Here is a 16,162-nt window from a genome sequence, read left to right on the forward strand (position 1 = left end):
GCGGGCGGCTAGCTCTTGCTCTTGCGGCCCAGCTTCGAGCGCTCGATCTGGGTCAGTGCCACCTTGCGCATCCGGATCGCGTCCGGCGTGACCTCGACACACTCGTCCTCGCGGCAGAACTCCAGCGACTGCTCCAGCGACAGCTTGCGCGCCGGCACGAGCTTCTCGAACTCGTCGGCGGTGGACGACCGGACGTTGGTCATCTTCTTTTCCTTGGTGATGTTCACGTCCATGTCGTCGGCGCGCGAGTTCTCGCCGACGATCATCCCCTCGTACACCTCGGTCGTCGGCTCGACGAACATCGTGCCGCGCTCCTGCAGGTTGATCATCGCGTACGACGTCGCAGCGCCGGCCCGGTCCGCGACCAGCGAACCGCTCGGGCGGGTCCGCAGCTCGCCGAACCACGGCTCGTACCCCTCGAACACGTGGTGCGCGATGCCCGTACCGCGGGTGTCGGTGAGGAACTCGGTGCGGAACCCGATCAGCCCACGCGCCGGCACGAGGAACTCCATCCGGACCCAGCCGGTGCCGTGGTTGGTCATCTGCTCCATCCGGCCCTTGCGGACCGCGAGCAGCTGGGTGACTGTGCCGAGGTACTCCTCGGGGCAGTCGATCGTCAGCCGCTCGACCGGCTCGTGCCGCTTTCCGTCGATCTCGCGGGTGACCACCTGCGGCTTGCCGACGGTCAGCTCGTAGCCCTCGCGACGCATCTGCTCGACCAGGATGGCCAGCGCCAGCTCACCACGGCCCTGCACCTCCCACGCGTCCGGACGCTCGGTCGGGAGCACCTTGATCGATACGTTGCCGACGAGCTCCTTGTCGAGCCGGTCCTTGACCAGGCGGGCGGTGACCTTGGTGCCCTTCTGGCGGCCGGCCAGCGGGGACGTGTTGGTGCCGATCGTCATCGAGATGGCCGGCTCGTCCACGGTGATCAGCGGCAGCGGCTTCGGGTTCTCCGGGTCGGCGAGGGTGTCGCCGATCATGATCTCCGGGATACCGGCGATCGCGACGATGTCGCCGGGGCCGGCCGAGTCGCCCGGGACCCGCTCCAGGGCCTCGGTGACCAGCAGTTCGGTGATCTTGACGCGCTCGATCGACCCGTCGTGCTTGCACCAGGCGACCTGCGCGCCCTTCTTCAGCGTGCCCTCGTGCACCCGGACCAGCGCGAGCCGGCCGAGGAATGGCGAGGCGTCGAGGTTGGTGACGTGGGCCTGCAGCGGCGCGTCCTCGGTGTACTCCGGGGCGGGAACGTTGTTCAGGATCGTCTCGAACAGCGGCTCGAGGTCCTCGGAGTCCGGCATGCCGCCGTCGGCCGGCTGGGTCAGCGACGCACGGCCGGCCCGCGCGGACGCGTAGACGACCGGGAAGTCCAGCGCGCTCTGGTCGGCGTCGTGGTCGAGCAGGTCGAGGAACAGCTCGTAGGTCTCGTCGACGACCTCGGAGATCCGGGCGTCGGGACGGTCGACCTTGTTCACCACCAGGATCACCGGCATCTTCCGCGCCAGCGCCTTGCGCAGCACGAACCGGGTCTGCGGCAGCGGGCCCTCGGAGGCGTCCACCAGCAGCACGATCGCGTCGACCATCGACAGCCCGCGCTCGACCTCGCCGCCGAAGTCGGCGTGGCCGGGGGTGTCGATGATGTTGATCGTCATCTGCTCGCCGTTGGCCATCTTGTGCCGCACGGCGGTGTTCTTGGCGAGGATCGTGATGCCCTTCTCACGCTCCAGGTCGCCGGAGTCCATCGCCCGCTCGTCGACGTGCTGGTGGGCACCGAACGCGCCGGACTGCCACAGCATCGCGTCGACGAGGGTGGTCTTCCCGTGGTCGACGTGGGCCACGATCGCGACATTGCGCAGGTCGTTACGGACAGGCATGAGGAAGCGCTCCAAGCAGTCAGGTGGGTTCAGGCGGTGGCTACGGCTCGTTGCTGTCAAAAACCACATTGGGCCACTCGACACAGGGCGCAGCGCATCCATCCTACCGGTTACTGCGTGTGTCCCACGAACCGGGCAATCCTTTGACATTTGTTGACTGGACGTCCAGTCTATAGTTGGCGCCTGGGGAGGGGCCGTAATCACGGGGGGTCTGCCCCGAGGCGTCGGGCACGAGGATGGGGGTTGCCCGGCGCTTCAGGGTTCCGACCAGGAGAGGAATCAGTGCCCCGATCCGCCACCGTCAACCGGGAGATGCGCGAACGCTCCCGCGAACGCATCCTGGCGGCGGCTCTGGAGGTCTTCGCAGCCAACGGCTACGAGGCCGCCTCGATCTCCGACATCACCGCCGCGGCGGGCGTCTCCCGCGGTCTTGTCGCGTACTACTTCGCCACCAAGGAACAGCTCGCCGCCGAGCTCCTGGACCGCTGGCTGGACGGCATCGCCGGCATCCTGACCATCCAGGGAACACCGGATGAACGTTTGGCCGGCATCATCGACGGCGCCCTGATGGCGGCCGCGACCACGCTGCACATCCAGCGGCTCGCGATCAGCCTGATGATGCTGCCGACCACGCACGACGTGTTCGCCCGCGTCGAGCAGGCCAAGTCCGACCGGCTGTCACTGGTCGAGGACGCGATCCGCGACGTCTTCGCGGCCCGCGGCGCCGCCGACCCCGCCGTCGAGGAAATGTTGCTCAGAGCAACGTTGGAGGGCGTGACGGTCAAGCTCGCGATCTACCGCGAGACCTTCCCGCTCGAGGCGATCCGGCGCCGTCTGTACGCCGGGTACGACCTGCCGGCCCCGGTCGCGCCACTCCCGATCGCGTCGCCACCGGTCGACCGACTCCGCGCCAAGTGACCGCGGGCGGTCCGCCGATCAGCTGAACGTCGGGGCGTGCGGGCGGACTTGGCCGACGACGTTGTCGCCACCGGTGAGGTCGAAGTGGAGGTGGTTCTCGATCGTCTCGTTGGTGATGCCGAGGCGCTGGAGGGTTGCGGCCATCACGACCTTGCGGGCGCGCGGCATACCGTCCTCGAGCTTCAGCGCGATCCCGGTGCCGTCCGCGAGACCGACGGCGTACACACCCTCGGCGCCTGCCTTGCAGAACAGGCCGTCAGTGGCTCGCATGAGCTCGGCCTCGTCGCGCGTACTCCCGCTGGCGTACTCCGGGTGCGCGCGGAACGCGTCGGCGATCCGACCCTCCTGGGTCTCCGGGGCCGCGCCCGCGAACAGGCCGAACGAGCGGGCGAGACCGGACAGCGTCAGCGCGAAGATCGGCGCGCCGCAGCCGTCGACAGCGACATACGAGACCTTCTCGCCGGCGGTGTCCTCGATCGCGGTCCGGATCTCCTTCTGCAGCGGGTGATCCGGCGAGCGGTACGTCTTGAGGTCCCAGTCGTTGAGCTTGCTGGTGAGCAGCATCGCGGCGTGCTTGCCGGAGCAGTTCATCACCACCCGCTCCTTGCCGTGACCGCCCTTGACCCATGCGTCCCGGGTCTCGTCGTCCAGCGGGTACGCAACCGGCGTGAGCAGCGCGCTCTCGTCGAGACCGGCCGTCGCGAGGATCTTCCGTACGCCGTCCACGTGGAACTGCTCACCGGAGTGCGACGCGCCCGCGAGGGCGAGCAGCTCGTCGGTGAGCGGCAGCCCGTTGCGGAGCATGCCGAGTGCCTGCATGGGCTTGTTGGACGAGCGGGGGAACATCGGCTCGCCCACGATGCCGACGGACCAGTCCACACTGCCGTCGGGACGCGTCACCACGACGGAGCCGCGGTGGTGGCCTTCGACGAAATCGCTGCGGACGACGTCGGCCAGGATCACAGGTTCGGTCACGGCTGAACTGTACAGGTGCAAAACGGCGTGTTGCGAATGATTCCCCTCACAGCCGCGAGCGCACGTGCAGCCCGACCTCGGGGTCGACGAGAACCTCCTGGCTCGCCTTCACCGTCGGCTGGTCCTCCGCCACCACGTCGAGCACGACCTCCGGGTCGACGTTGCGTTTCACGACAGCCAGTGCAATCGGACCCAGCTCGTGATGCCGAGCCGCCGACCCGATGACCCCGACCTGCTTCTCCCCTGCGAGTACGGCGTCGCCGTGCTGCGGCAGGCGGTCGACCGAGCCGTCCAGGTGCAGCCGCACCAACCGCCGCGGCGGCCGACCGAGGTTGTGCACCCGCGCGACCGTCTCCTGCCCGCGGTAGCACCCCTTGTTCAGATGTACGCCGACCCCGAGCCAGCCGAGCTCGTTCGGAATCGCCCGCTCGTCGGTGTCCAGCCCCAACCGCGGCGCCCCCGCCTCGATCCGTAGCGCCTCGTACGCCCAGACACCCGCGGCCGCACCCTCCAGGTTGGCCAGCTCGGCGCGCGGCAGGAACACCTCATGCCCACCCAACGAGTCCTCACCCGAGCGGGTCAGATACTCACCCTCAGCAGGCCCGGGCCGCCAGATGATCGCGTACTCGTCACTCACGTCCGCGATCTCCACGCGAGACATGAACACCATCTTCTGCAGCCACTCCACCAGCGCCTCAGCGGCACCAGGCTCCGTGTGCAACCAGAATGTCTGGCCGTCGTCCACGCCGTACATCACGTGCTCAACGTGCCCGGTCGGCGAGAGCAGCAGCGCAGTGGTGGACGTACCAGGCTTGAGACCTTCGAAGAACTGGGTGGTCAGCGCATGCAGCCACGTCAGCCGGTCCGGACCGGTGATCGTGACCACGTCGCGGTGCGACAGGTCGACGAACGCCTCACCGGCGATCAGGGCCCGCTGTTCGCGGAGATCCGAGCCGTAGTGCGCGGCGACACCGGCGTCGAGTCCGTCGGCCTCGACCGCGCCGGGTCGGTCCAGCAGGGGGCTGCGCTTGCGTGACATGTCACCAGAGTACGTCGCGCGGCGTACGGCGAACGCCTCCCGTCGTGGGATGTGGACAGACCGTTGGTGCAGCGAGGCTGGAGTCATCAAACGACGGAGGGACAGGGTGATGAGCGACAGGCGATTCCGGTTCGGCGTAGCGGGGAGCCCGACGACCGGCGAGGAGTGGGTGAAGACGGTCCGGCAGGCGGCGGATCTCGGCTACTCGACCGTGCTGATGCCGGACGGCCTGCAGCTCCCCGCGCCGTTCGCTTCGCTGGCGATGGCGGCCGCGGTCGCGGACATCCGCGTCGGCACGTTCGTCGCGGCGGCACCGCTGCGTACGCCGCGGCAGGCTGCCTGGGAGGCGCATACGTTGACCGTGCTCACCGACGGGCGGTTCGAGTTCGGCATCGGGACCGGTCGGCCGGTCGCGGAGCAGCAGACGGCGGAGATCGGTCTGCCCTGGGGAACGGCGCGGGAGCGACGGGAGCAGGTCATCGCGACCCTCGACCTGCTGCGTGAGCTCGACGGCGAGCGGCGTACGCCGATCATGCTGGCTGCCGGCGGACCGAAGGCGCTCGCCCTGGCGGCCGCGCGGGCAGACATCGTCTCGATTGCCAAAGACGCTACGACACCTCGCTCGGAGGTTGCGGCCGTCGCGCGTGAGCTGCGTGAGTTGGCCGGCTCCCGTGCCGACGACATCGAGCTCGCGATGAACCTGCTCGCCGCCGGCACCCGCCCGCTGCCGCCCTGGACGAAGCGCGCCTCCGGAGTGGACCCCGACGAGCTCGAGGCGATGGACTCGCTGATGCTGCTCCGCGGCACTCCGCAAGAGATGGCCGACGAGCTCCTGCGCCGCCGCGACCAGATCGGCGCGAGCTACATCAGCGTCAACTCGGGCTACCTCGAGGACTTCGCTCCCGTCATCGAGCTGCTCGACGGGAAGTAGACCACCCGCGCGTTCGTGGCGCGCCGCGGCGTGGATCCCCAGGCCATCACGGCCCGCACCTGACGCGGTCGCGCCGCAGGAGACGCCGCCCGCGCGGCAATTGTGATGGCCTGGGGATCCGCAGGCACAGCGCTGCCCGCCGGTCTGTGGCCCGGCGGGCAGCGCGTGGAGGGGTGGAAGTTGGTCTAGTGGTCGGTCTAGCGGGTCTCGGCGGGGCCGGCTCCGACGCTCGCCTGGCCGGCGGCGACACCGGCCGGGGTCTCGCCGGCTGGGGTGTCGCCGGCTGGGATGTCGCCGGCGTGGGTGTCGCCGGCGGCGAAGGCGACCTCGTCGAACGGGTCGTTGCCCGCGAACACCTGTTGCGCCTGCTCCTTGTCGAACTCGCCGACCCAGTGCCCGACCAGCAGCGTCGCGACCGCGTTGCCGGCGAAGTTCGTCAGCGCACGGGCCTCGGACATGAACCGGTCGATGCCGACGATCAGACCGACACCGTCGAGCAGCTCCGGCCGGTGCGACTGCAGACCGCCCGCGAGGGTGGCGAGGCCGGCACCGGTGACACCGGCGGCGCCCTTCGAGGCGACGATCATGAACAGCAGCAGCGAGATCTGCTGACCGATCGAGAACGGCTGGTCCATCGCCTCGGCGATGAACAGCGACGCCATCGTCAGATAGATCGCGGTGCCGTCCAGGTTGAAGGAATAGCCGGTCGGGACGGTGATACCGACCACCGACTTGTCGACGCCGAGGTGTTCCATCTTTCCGATCAGTCGGGGCAGGGCGGTCTCCGACGACGAGCTGGACACGATCAGCAGGAACTCACGACCGAGGTAGCGCAACAGCGAGAAGATCGACAGTCCGGTGACCAGTCGCAGAATGGTGCCTAGGACAACGATCACGAACAGCAGGCAGGTGATGTAGAAGGCCAGCATGATCTTGCCCAGGCTGACCAGCGCATCCCAGCCGGTCGCACCGACGACCGCCGCGATCGCACCGAACGCACCGATCGGCGCCGTCCACATGATCATCGACAGGACCTTGAAGACCAGCCGCTGGATGTGACCGATGCCGGTCAGGATCGGCTGACCCTTCGAGCCCATCCCCTGCAGCGCGAACCCGATCAGCAGCGCGACCAGTACGGTCTGCAGCACCTGGCCCTCGGTCAGCGAGGACAGCAGCGTCTTCGGGATGATGCCGAGGATGAAGTCCGTCGTACTCGTGTGCGCGCCGGCTGCCTGGGCCTGGCCGGTCTTGCGCAGCTTGTCGGTCAGATCGAGCCCGGCGCCCGGCTGCACGAGGTTGCCGACCACGAGACCGATGACCAGGGCGACCGTCGACATCACCAGGAAGTAGACGAGCGCGAGGCCACCGACCTTGCCGACGCTGGCGGCCTGCCGGACCGAGCCGATGCCGAGCACCAGCGTGCAGAAGATGATCGGGCTGATCAGCATCTTGATCAGGTTCACGAACCCGGTGCCGAGCGGTTTCAGCTCGACCGCGAAGTCCGGGAACAGGAACCCGACACCGATACCGAGCAGGACGGCGACGATGACGGCGATGTAGAGGAAATGGGTCCGGTCGTTACGTACCGGAGTGGGGCGGGGTTCGGTCGGGCTCGACATGGTGGGACTCCCTGTATCGGCCTGGCGGAGGGGTATTTTGCGGCCTGGTGAGTAACTGTGACGTGACGCACAGGAGAAGTGCTCATTTCGTTCATATCGTTCGCAGTGTGGATCAGGGGCAGACTGTCCGCATGCGACACCGTCCGTGGGAGCTGCGCCGCCAGGTTCTCTGGCTGCAGACCGTCACGGTCACCGTCCTGATCGCGATGGTCTGGATCGTGATGGTCAGCCGGTCCCGCGCCCAGGCCCTCCGGGACGCGGCGGCCACCGGCCTGGCCGCGCCGAGCTGGTGGGAGCTGGCCCGGCTCGACCTGCGCTCGATGCTCGGGATCGCCAGCTTGATGCTCGGGGTGGCGATCGCCGGCAACGCGCTCGTCACCTGGCGGGTACGTCGCGCGACACGCGGCATGGGCACGCAGTCCCTGGCGCGGATGCTCGACTTCTACGAAGGCGTGCTGCACGCGGCGCGCGAGGGCTTGATCCTGCTGGACCTCCACGGGCGGGTCCAGCTCGCGAACGACGAGGCGCTGCAGCTGCTCGGGTTACGCTCCGTTGCTCCAGGCACGCCATTGGAGGACCTGCATCTCGGCGCCCCACTGGCCGACCTGCTCGCGACCGGGCGCACGGCGTACGACGAGCTCCATCTCGGTGCCCAAGGCGTTGTCGTCGTGAACCAGCAGCCGTCGGGCCGCGGGCGGATCGTCACGCTGCGGGATCACACCGAGTTGCAGCGGCTGCTCGGCGAGCTGGACGCCGTACGGAGTCTGGCGGAATCGTTGCAGGCGCAGAACCATGAGGCGTCGAACCGGCTGCACACGGTGGTCAGCCTGATCGAGATCGGGAAGCCGGAGCGGGCGCGCGAGTTCGCGGTGTCGGAGCTGCAGTTCGCGCAGGCGATGACGGATCGCGTCGTCGGCACGGTCGGGGATCCGGTGCTGGCGTCGTTGCTGTTGGCGAAGTTGGCGCAGGCTCAGGAACGCGGTGTGGTGCTTTCGCTCGACCTCGGGCAGGAGCAGCTGAACACGCGGCTGCCTGCGCAGGACGTGGTGACAGTGGTCGGAAACCTGCTGGACAACGCGATCGAGGCCGCGCGCGGTGGGCCGGCTCCGCGGAAGGTGGAGTTCCGCGCGGCCGCTCTGCCGGGTGCGATCGATCTGATCGTGACGAATACCGGCGCCGAGCTGGGATCGGTGGAGTTGGCGCACATGTTCGAGCGCGGGTGGTCGACCAAGGCCGAGCCCGGGCACGGGTTGGGGCTCGTGCTGGTGCGGAGCACGGTCGAGCGGTGGCAGGGTTCTCTGATGGTCGATCCGGATTCCGAGCTGGACGAAGTACCGGCGCTGACGGTGCGAGTGCGGTTGCCGCGGGCGGTGGGCGCGAGTGCCTGACCCACTCCGCGTCCTCGTCGTCGAGGACGATCCCGTCGCCGCGGAAGCCCATCGCACGTACGTCGATCGGCTGCCGGGCTTCGCCTGCGTGGGAGTCGCCGGTACGGCGGGACGCGCGCTGCAGGTGCTCGCGCGCGGCGACGTCGACCTGGTCCTGCTCGACATGCACCTACCCGACGGCCACGGTCTCGACGTGGTCCGCCGAATGCGAGCCCTAGGCAACCAAACGGATGTCGTCGCGGTCACCTCCGCGCGCGAGGTCGCCGCCGTCCAGGCCGCCGCGCGGATCGGCGTCGTGCAGTACGTGCTGAAGCCGTTCGCCTTCGAGACGTTGCGGGACCGGTTGTCGGCGTACGCACGCCAACGCCGGGCCGCTGAGGCGGGACAGGTGGTCGCAGATCAGGACGAGGTGGACCGTTTGTTGCATCCAGCAACGGTCTCGTCAGTGCCGAAGGGGTTGGCCGGCTCGGTCCTGGACCGCGTCGTCCAGCTACTCGCCGACCGTGAAGGCTGGACCGCCGAGGAGATCGCCGCGTCGTTGGGCACATCGCGCATAACCGCCCGCCGGTACCTGGAACACCTCGCCGACCAGGGCCAAGCTCTGCGCACCCAACGCTACGACGGCCGCAGCGGGCGCCCGAAGGTCGAGTACTCCTGGGTCGCCGAGAGCTAGTCGGGATCTGTCGAGAAGCGCTGCATGGGAGTCGGACAACAACAGGTATGAATCAGCCGCAGACCGCGTCGCTCGGTCGCGAACGCATACCAGAGATCCATGGCCCGCCCTCGATACCAGGTCGGATACCGTTGGACGCTGACGCTTTCGCGTTGCTGTTCGACCTGCACGCCCCCGCGATCCACCGGTACATCGCTCGTCGGATCGGTACCGACGAGGCGGACGACCTCGTCGCTCAGACCTTTCTGATCGCCTTCGAGCGTCAGGATCGCTACCGAGGGGCACCGTCCGGTGTGCGGCCGTGGCTGTACGGCATCGCGACCAATCTGATCCGTCGCCGACGTCGTGACGAGATACGCCAGTACCGGGCGTACTCGCGCTCCGCCCCGGACGCAGCGCCGGCCGGCACAGACAGTCTGTCCGCCGAGGTCGTCGACCGGGTTGACGCAGAGGCGACCTCACGCGCCTTGGCCGGCGTACTGGCCGGCCTCCGGCAGACCGACCGGGACGTCCTGCTGCTCTACGCGTGGGAAGACCTCAGCTATCCCGAGATCGCCGCTGCCCTGAACATCCCCGCCGGGACGGTTGCGTCCCGCCTGCACCGTGCCCGTCGAGTCCTGCGCGCGGCGCTCGGCTCAGACTTCCAGGAGAACCGCTCATGACCGAGATCGATGCGCTCAAGCGCCTGAACGACGACGTACCGCCGGCCACTCCGCTGGCGCTCGCCCGCGCCCGTCAGCGGGTGCTGTCGGGGCAGTCGGCCGAGCGCCGCTCCACCGGACGACGTCGGATGGTGCTCGCCGGCGCCCTCGCCGGGACGCTGGCCGTCGGCTTCCTGGTCAACGACGTCGTCACCAGGACCGACGGGACTGTTGCGCCTGGCGCGTCGGCCGACGCCGGCACGTTCCTGGCGACCGCCGCCAACCAGTCGACGAGTGTCCAGGACGCACCGATCCCAGCCGGCCAGTACCGCCACGTCACCCAGCGGATCCAGCAAGGATGGAACTTCGGTCCTCGCAACGCCTACCACGGCACCCGCCTGTCAGTCAGCGAGTGGTGGGTTCCGTCCACCCAGAAGCCGCCGTTCACCGCGATCTCGGTGCTCGGCGCCGAGCGGGAGTTCTCCAGCAAGGCTGCTGAGCAGCTCTGGCGCAGGATCGACCCGCTGAACGTCAAGCCGCAGCAGATCAAGACCGCGGACGCCTGCGCCGTCATGACCGGGGGCAGCATTCTGCTGCAGCCGAAGGGCACGACGAGCAGCTGCAAGGCCGGCTGGCTGGCCCCGTCGGCCGACTTCATCGCTCGGCTCCCCCGGGACCCGGCCGCCCTGCTCGCGGCGCTGCGCAAGAACGACCACACCTGGCCGGGGCTGGGTGACGCGCCGGCACAGGGCGACTATCGGGCGTTCGAGCGCGCCGGAAGCATCCTGGTGTCCGGGTTCGCGACGTCGGAGCAGCGGGCCACGGTGTACAACGCACTGCGCGGCATCCACGGCATCCGGCTCCTTCCGGACGTGGTGAACCTGGACGGGAAGGCCGGTCGGGCGATCGGGCTGGTGGAGATGTGGGGTGTCCGCAAGGAGCTGATCATCGACTCGAAGACGGGCCAGTTCATCGGTCTCCGTGAGGTCGCTACCGTAACGGCACCGCTCAACGGTGACGGTGACCCGATTCCGTACAAGAGCGGCGACGTCATCAGCTGGACCTCGGTCGCGACGCAGATCACCCCGAGCCACCCCAAGGTCTGACGACAGGACAGCGACAGAAAGCCCAGGTCAGTTCTCTGGCCTGGGCCCTCGCAGCAACACGCGATGGTTCTGGACGGTGTCTAGGAGCGGACGAGCGTGGCCCAGAGGTGGGGCTGGAGTGCCTGGCCCTCGGCGGCCATGTCGTACGCCCAGAGCAGTTCGCCGTTGACCAGGCCGTACAGGCGGTGGCCGGCGGTGACCTCTTTCGCGGTGACGGTGCGCGCCACGACGTCCGTCTGCAGCTCGATCTTTGCGCCGTCGACGTCGCCGTACCAGATCTCGGCGATACCGGTCGGGTGCGCCAGGATCACCTCGACCTTGTTGTCCGGCTGCGGCCGCCAGAACCCGGTCTCGACCGCGAGCGGGCGCTCCTTGGTGCCGTCCTCGCCGACGACGAACGTCTGGCTGACGTAGTGCAGGTACGGCTTGCCGTTGTGGCTGAAGTCGATCTGCTGCCCGAACTCGAACTTCTCGATCGTCGGGTAGTCGCCGTGTCCGCGCCCCTCCCACCGACCGAGCAGCCACGCGAGCGGCATCAGGTCCGGGTGCAGGTCCTGCGGAATCTCGAACGCCATCGAATCACTCAGCCCGCGTTGCGGCCGCGATACAGCCGGTAGACGACAAACGCCGAGAACCAGCCCATGAACACACAGACCAGCACCAGCAACGAGGTGAAAACGACATGCAGCACGGATCCCACTCTAGAGGATCCCTCTCCCGGCGCCCCGCCTCCCACGACGTGACCTCCCGCACCCGCGTCCCCCGCGGCTTCCATTAGCGTGGCGGGATGTCCCGCACGCTGGTGATCAAACTGACTGCAGGCGCGGAGGAACCCGAACGCGCCAACCAGGCCTTCACCGTCGCCGCCTCAGCCGTCGCGGCCGGCGCCACGGTCTCACTCTGGCTGACCGGCGAGGCCGTCTGGTTCGCCGTACCCGGCCGCGCCGAAGCCTTCGAACTCCCCCACGCCGCCCCACTCACGGACCTGCTCACCGCAGTACTAGAAGGCGGCCAACTCACCGTCTGCACCCAATGCGCCAAACGCCGCAACCTCACCCAACCCGACCTCCGCCCCGGCACCCGCCTAGCCGGCGCCCCCACCTTCACCGAAGAAATCCTCACCGAATCCACCCAAGCCATCGTCTACTAACCCAACCCAGGCCGCTGTCGGTTGGAGATAGACGGCTGCGGGGCTGGCTGCGGGATGTTGTTCGGGGGAAATGCAGCGGTCCCCCGCCGGGTGGTGTTTGGCGGGGGACCGTGGTGATGATTGGTGGTTGGCGGGGACCGTTTTGATGGTTGGTGGTTAGCGTTCGCGGCCGCTGTCGTCTCGGCCTCGGTCGGCTCGGTTGCGGTCCTGGCCGCGTTGCTGGGCGGGGGTGCCGGGGCGTTCGCTGGTTGCTACGCCGCCGCCTTCGCGGCTGGTGGCACCGGCGGCTGGGGCGTGGCCCTGCTGGGTAGTGCGCGTCAGCGTGTCACGTTCGCCCGCTGGGATCTCGCTTCCCGGCTGGGCTGGCCCGCTCTTCGCCCGTTGTTCGTCGAGCACCGGCTCCTCGGCGGGCGGTCGCCACTGGCTCTCAGCTTGGCTTGCCTGACCACCTTGGCTCTGGCCTTGTTCATCGGAACCGAGCGAGGCGCTCTGGTCGACGCCGGACTGGGCAGCGCTGCCGACCTGCTGCGCATTCAACTGCTGGCCGGCAGGGTTGGCGTTCTGCTCGCCCATCCCTTGCTCGGCCGCCTGCGCCTGCTGTTGCCCTTGCTCAGGACCCTGTACCCGCTGCGGCTCCGGCGCAGAAACCTCTTGATCCTGCCCAGACAACTGCTGATCCGGCCCGGTCGTCTGCTGCGTCAGATCGTCCTGCTGCTGACCCTCGGCACCGATCGTCTGGTTCCGTACGGCGCCGTCCTGGTCGACAAACTCACCGCCCTGATCCAAGCCCGCGTCCTGCTGGTTCTCAGCACCAATCGTCTGATCCCGCAGGGCACCATCCTGGTCGACGAACTCGCCGCCCTGATCCAAGCCCGCGTCCTGCTGGTTCTCAGCACCAATCGTCTGACTCCGTACAGCGCCGTCCTGATCGACGAACTGGCCCGTTTGGTCGAGGTCCGACGGCTGTTGCCGGCCCTCGGCGCCGATTGTTGAGTCGCGGAGTACGCCGTCCTCGTCGAGGAGTTGACCGTTCTGCGAAAGGTCGGTCTGGGTGTTGTCTGCGTCGAGGCCGGGCTGGTCGGCTGCGGGCGAGTTGAGCTGGTCCTGGTCAGCGACGGCGGTTTCGGCTTGCTGGAGGTTTTCGGATTGGGTTGCCGGGTCCTGCAACTCGCCGTCGGCTGCGAGGTCTTGTTGCTGCAGGGCGTCGGTGCGCTCGTCGTTCAGTTCGTTGTCGAGTGCGGTGGCGGCCTCGGCCGCGCCGACGGCTGCCGGCACGGCGTCCGCGGCATCGAGGCCGTCCTCGCGCTGCTGATCGCGGCGCCGGTCCTCCTCCTGCTTACGCCTTGCCTCGTCGTCGCGCGCCTGCTGCGCCTCGCGATTCTCGACCGCGTCGTCCACGCCGTCGCCGTCGCGGTCGTGGGCGTCCGCGTTCTGCTCGTCGATCTCGTCACGACGCTCGGTCGCGTCGTCGATGTGGTCCCGGTCGCGGTCGGTCCGGTTCTCGATGTCGTCGGGGATGCCGTCGCGGTCACGGTCGGCGTTCAGCTGGGCGTCCTGCTGATCGAGGCGTTGCTGGGCGTCGTCCACCTCCGCCTGCAGCGCCTGCCGTTGCTGCTCCAGGCCGCGGTTGTCTGCCGCCAACTCCTCGGCCGCCCGCACCTCGGCGGCAGTGCGCTCGTAATCCCGGGTGCGGTCACGCGGGTCCTGGTCGCGCGTCGCGTCGTAGTGATCCTGGTCCCAGCTCCGCCGTCTGAGTCCCTCCTCGACCACGGCGCGCGTTCCTTGCCGACGGCCCCAGTTGTCCCTGATGGCGCCGGTCATCCGCCTCCACTGGGCCCAGATTTCACGGCCTTTGGCGAAGAGGATCTGGAGGTAATGTTCCGCGCTTTCTTCCTCGGCCATCAGGCCACCTCGCTGGCGTAGACGGAGTACCCGAATCCGGCGGCAGTGTCGTCCGGGCCCGGCTGGGACGCGTACAGGTGGATCTCGGCTCCTGGGCGCAGCCAGACGGCCAGGTGTCGGCGGCGGCCGCGCCACTCCGGTGGGACGCGGAGATCGCTCCCGGGCCCGACGAAGACCGGCGGGCCCCAGTAGCGGCGGGCGAGCTCGAGCTGACCCGGCCAGTGGTCGTCCAGACCTTCCTCGGCCAGTGGAAGCTCACCGGAAGCGATGTCGTACGCCGACCAGCCGCTTCGCGGGCTCTCCGGAAGCACGGCGTCCGGCAGCACGAGCATCACCGTCTCGCGCTGGGTCACCAAGCCCCACGTGTACCGATCGGGGTCGATGTTGCCCGGCGCCCACGGACGCCAGCCGGTGGCGGCGGTGACGCGGTTCACCAGGGCACGGATCGCGTCCATGCCGGTGTCCGGCGGGCCCCAGACCGTTCGCCAGTCCGCGACCTCGGCCAGATCCGCCATCGCACGCTCGTCATCCTCGGACGACCGCTCCTGCGTCTTCACTCCGCCTCACTCCTTTCGCCCCGTCCGCCAAGAGGGATCGGTCCGCCCAGAAATCACTCCAGCCAGCGATCAGTTCGCTCAGAGTATGCCCCGATCGGTATCACCATCCGCCGTACAGACGCAGACCTGTGGATAACTGTTCCCCGCCGATCTCGTTCGCGACCAGTAATACGCCGTTCGCGAGCAGTAACCGGTGTACGCCGTACAGACGTCCCCAGCGGGGTTGTAGTGGAAACATGAAGCTGCCGACGCTGCCGACCGAGAAGTCGTTCCAGTCGTCCCTGCACCACCCGAGGGTGGCGACGGTCATCGGGCGCTGGCTCGGCACCGTGGTCGTGATCTGCTTCCTGACCGGGCTGTACAGCCACTTCCAGCAGGACACCCCGAGCTGGCTGCCGATCCCGAGCCGTCCCGCGACGCTGTACCGCGTGACGCAAGGCGTGCACGTAGTGAGCGGGACCATCGCGGTCCCGTTGCTACTGGCAAAGTTGTGGACGGTCTACCCGAAGCTGTTCGCGAAGCTCCCGTGGCCGCCGAGTCGCAAGGCACTCGAGACGATGCTCGAGCGGGCGTCGATCCTGGTGCTGGTGTCGGCGATGGCTCTCGAGCTTTTCATCGGGTTCCTCAACACCCTGCAGTGGTATCCGTGGCCGTTCCCGTTCCGCCAGACGCACTACGCGCTCGCCTGGATCATCGTCGGCGCCCTCTTCGTGCATATCGCTGTCAAGCTCCCGCTGATCCGGGCGAACTGGCGGCGCATCGCCGAGATCGTGCCGAACTCCTTGCCTCCGGCAATCTCAGGGCTCACCCGCCGCGGCCTGTTCCGGACAGTGGCCGGCGCGGCCGCGGTGGTAGGCATCACCTCGGTCGGCCAATCGGTGCCCGCGCTCGGGCCGGTTGCCGTACTGGCGCCACGCAAGCCGAACATCGGACCGCAAGGACTCCCGGTCAACCGTACGGCGGACGCGGCCGGCGTGACCGGCATCGACGACAACTGGCGGTTCACGGTCAAAGGACCACGAGAGCTCTCGTACACCCTCGAGGAGTTGCAGCAGCTTCCGCAGAGTCGCTCGGCGTTGCCGATCGCGTGCGTGGAGGGCTGGAGCCAGGGCGGGCGATGGGAGGGCGTGCGGATCCGGGATCTGCTCGAGCTGTGTGGCGCGCCGGCGCACTCGCGCGTGCGCGTGGTGTCGATGGAGAAGGGCGGGTTCTACGCGACCAGTGAGCTGCCGGAACAGTTCGCAGCTGACTCGCTGACACTGCTGGCGCTTCGGCTCAATGGCACAGAGCTGGCGCTGGACCACGGATTCCCGGCGAGGATCATTGCGCCCAACCGGCCCGGCGTACTCCAAACCAAATGGGTCCATCGGCTGGAGGTCATCGCATGAA

15 protein-coding genes are annotated in these 16,162 nt (G+C 68.5%); 8 read left to right on the forward strand and 7 right to left on the reverse strand.

Annotation, left to right across the window (positions count from 1 at the left end; translation table 11 throughout):
• Positions 1–8: 8 nt before the first annotated feature.
• Positions 9–1,874 carry a translational GTPase TypA gene (typA, locus tag EV653_RS22010; protein WP_134105601.1) on the reverse strand — a complete coding sequence of 622 codons (1,866 nt, stop codon included), beginning with the start codon at positions 1,872–1,874 and terminating at the stop codon, positions 9–11.
• A gap of 282 nt (positions 1,875–2,156) precedes the next feature.
• Here typA and EV653_RS22015 point away from each other — a divergent pair, with 282 nt between their 5' ends.
• Positions 2,157–2,792, forward strand: coding sequence for a TetR/AcrR family transcriptional regulator (locus tag EV653_RS22015; protein WP_134105602.1), 636 nt, complete (start codon positions 2,157–2,159; stop codon positions 2,790–2,792).
• A gap of 18 nt (positions 2,793–2,810) precedes the next feature.
• On the opposite strand, the gene EV653_RS22020 is transcribed toward EV653_RS22015, so the two are convergent.
• Entirely contained in the window at positions 2,811–3,767 is a 957-nt protein-coding gene (locus EV653_RS22020; RefSeq protein ID WP_134105603.1) for an asparaginase, read from the reverse strand.
• A 46-nt stretch (positions 3,768–3,813) separates the two neighbouring features.
• A complete protein-coding gene (ygfZ, locus tag EV653_RS22025; protein WP_134105604.1) occupies positions 3,814–4,806 on the reverse strand; it encodes a CAF17-like 4Fe-4S cluster assembly/insertion protein YgfZ in 993 nt (330 codons plus the stop codon).
• A gap of 109 nt (positions 4,807–4,915) precedes the next feature.
• Between ygfZ and EV653_RS22030 the strand changes: the two genes are divergently transcribed.
• Complete coding sequence (locus tag EV653_RS22030) at positions 4,916–5,737, forward strand: LLM class flavin-dependent oxidoreductase (protein ID WP_134105605.1); 822 nt, start codon at positions 4,916–4,918, stop codon at positions 5,735–5,737.
• A 197-nt stretch (positions 5,738–5,934) separates the two neighbouring features.
• Here EV653_RS22030 and EV653_RS22035 read toward each other — a convergent pair whose 3' ends face one another.
• Positions 5,935–7,356, reverse strand: coding sequence for a cation:dicarboxylate symporter family transporter (locus EV653_RS22035; protein WP_238159953.1), 1,422 nt, complete (start codon positions 7,354–7,356; stop codon positions 5,935–5,937).
• Positions 7,357–7,487: 131 nt separating this feature from the next.
• Here EV653_RS22035 and EV653_RS22040 point away from each other — a divergent pair, with 131 nt between their 5' ends.
• The 4 genes from EV653_RS22040 (at position 7,488) to EV653_RS22055 (ending at position 11,164) form a co-directional block, all read left to right on the forward strand.
• Positions 7,488–8,744 (forward strand): sensor histidine kinase, encoded by a 1,257-nt coding sequence (locus EV653_RS22040; protein ID WP_134105606.1) that lies wholly within the window; start codon positions 7,488–7,490, stop codon positions 8,742–8,744.
• Complete coding sequence (locus EV653_RS22045) at positions 8,737–9,417, forward strand: response regulator (protein ID WP_134105607.1); 681 nt, start codon at positions 8,737–8,739, stop codon at positions 9,415–9,417. The genes EV653_RS22040 and EV653_RS22045 overlap by 8 nt, the downstream gene beginning before the upstream one ends.
• A gap of 131 nt (positions 9,418–9,548) precedes the next feature.
• A complete protein-coding gene (locus tag EV653_RS22050) occupies positions 9,549–10,079 on the forward strand; it encodes an RNA polymerase sigma factor (RefSeq protein WP_238159954.1) in 531 nt (176 codons plus the stop codon).
• A complete protein-coding gene (locus EV653_RS22055) occupies positions 10,076–11,164 on the forward strand; it encodes a CU044_5270 family protein (RefSeq protein ID WP_134105609.1) in 1,089 nt (362 codons plus the stop codon). Before EV653_RS22050 ends, EV653_RS22055 begins: the two co-directional genes overlap by 4 nt.
• Positions 11,165–11,244: 80 nt before the next feature.
• Here EV653_RS22055 and EV653_RS22060 read toward each other — a convergent pair whose 3' ends face one another.
• Positions 11,245–11,739, reverse strand: coding sequence for an FABP family protein (locus EV653_RS22060; RefSeq protein WP_134105610.1), 495 nt, complete (start codon positions 11,737–11,739; stop codon positions 11,245–11,247).
• A 212-nt stretch (positions 11,740–11,951) separates the two neighbouring features.
• Between EV653_RS22060 and EV653_RS22065 the strand changes: the two genes are divergently transcribed.
• Complete coding sequence (locus EV653_RS22065) at positions 11,952–12,314, forward strand: DsrE family protein (protein ID WP_134105611.1); 363 nt, start codon at positions 11,952–11,954, stop codon at positions 12,312–12,314.
• A gap of 156 nt (positions 12,315–12,470) precedes the next feature.
• Here EV653_RS22065 and EV653_RS22070 read toward each other — a convergent pair whose 3' ends face one another.
• Positions 12,471–14,216 (reverse strand): hypothetical protein, encoded by a 1,746-nt coding sequence (locus EV653_RS22070; protein ID WP_134105612.1) that lies wholly within the window; start codon positions 14,214–14,216, stop codon positions 12,471–12,473.
• A complete protein-coding gene (locus EV653_RS22075; protein WP_238159955.1) occupies positions 14,216–14,773 on the reverse strand; it encodes a hypothetical protein in 558 nt (185 codons plus the stop codon). The genes EV653_RS22070 and EV653_RS22075 overlap by 1 nt, the downstream gene beginning before the upstream one ends.
• Before the next feature lie 236 nt (positions 14,774–15,009).
• Here EV653_RS22075 and EV653_RS22080 point away from each other — a divergent pair, with 236 nt between their 5' ends.
• On the forward strand, positions 15,010–16,161 hold the full coding sequence (locus EV653_RS22080; RefSeq protein WP_134105613.1) for a molybdopterin-dependent oxidoreductase: 1,152 nt from the start codon (positions 15,010–15,012) through the stop codon (positions 16,159–16,161).
• Position 16,162: the final 1 nt, after the last annotated feature.

The sequence above is a fragment of the Kribbella pratensis genome (assembly GCF_004365355.1).
In the GTDB taxonomy this organism is placed as follows: domain Bacteria; phylum Actinomycetota; class Actinomycetes; order Propionibacteriales; family Kribbellaceae; genus Kribbella.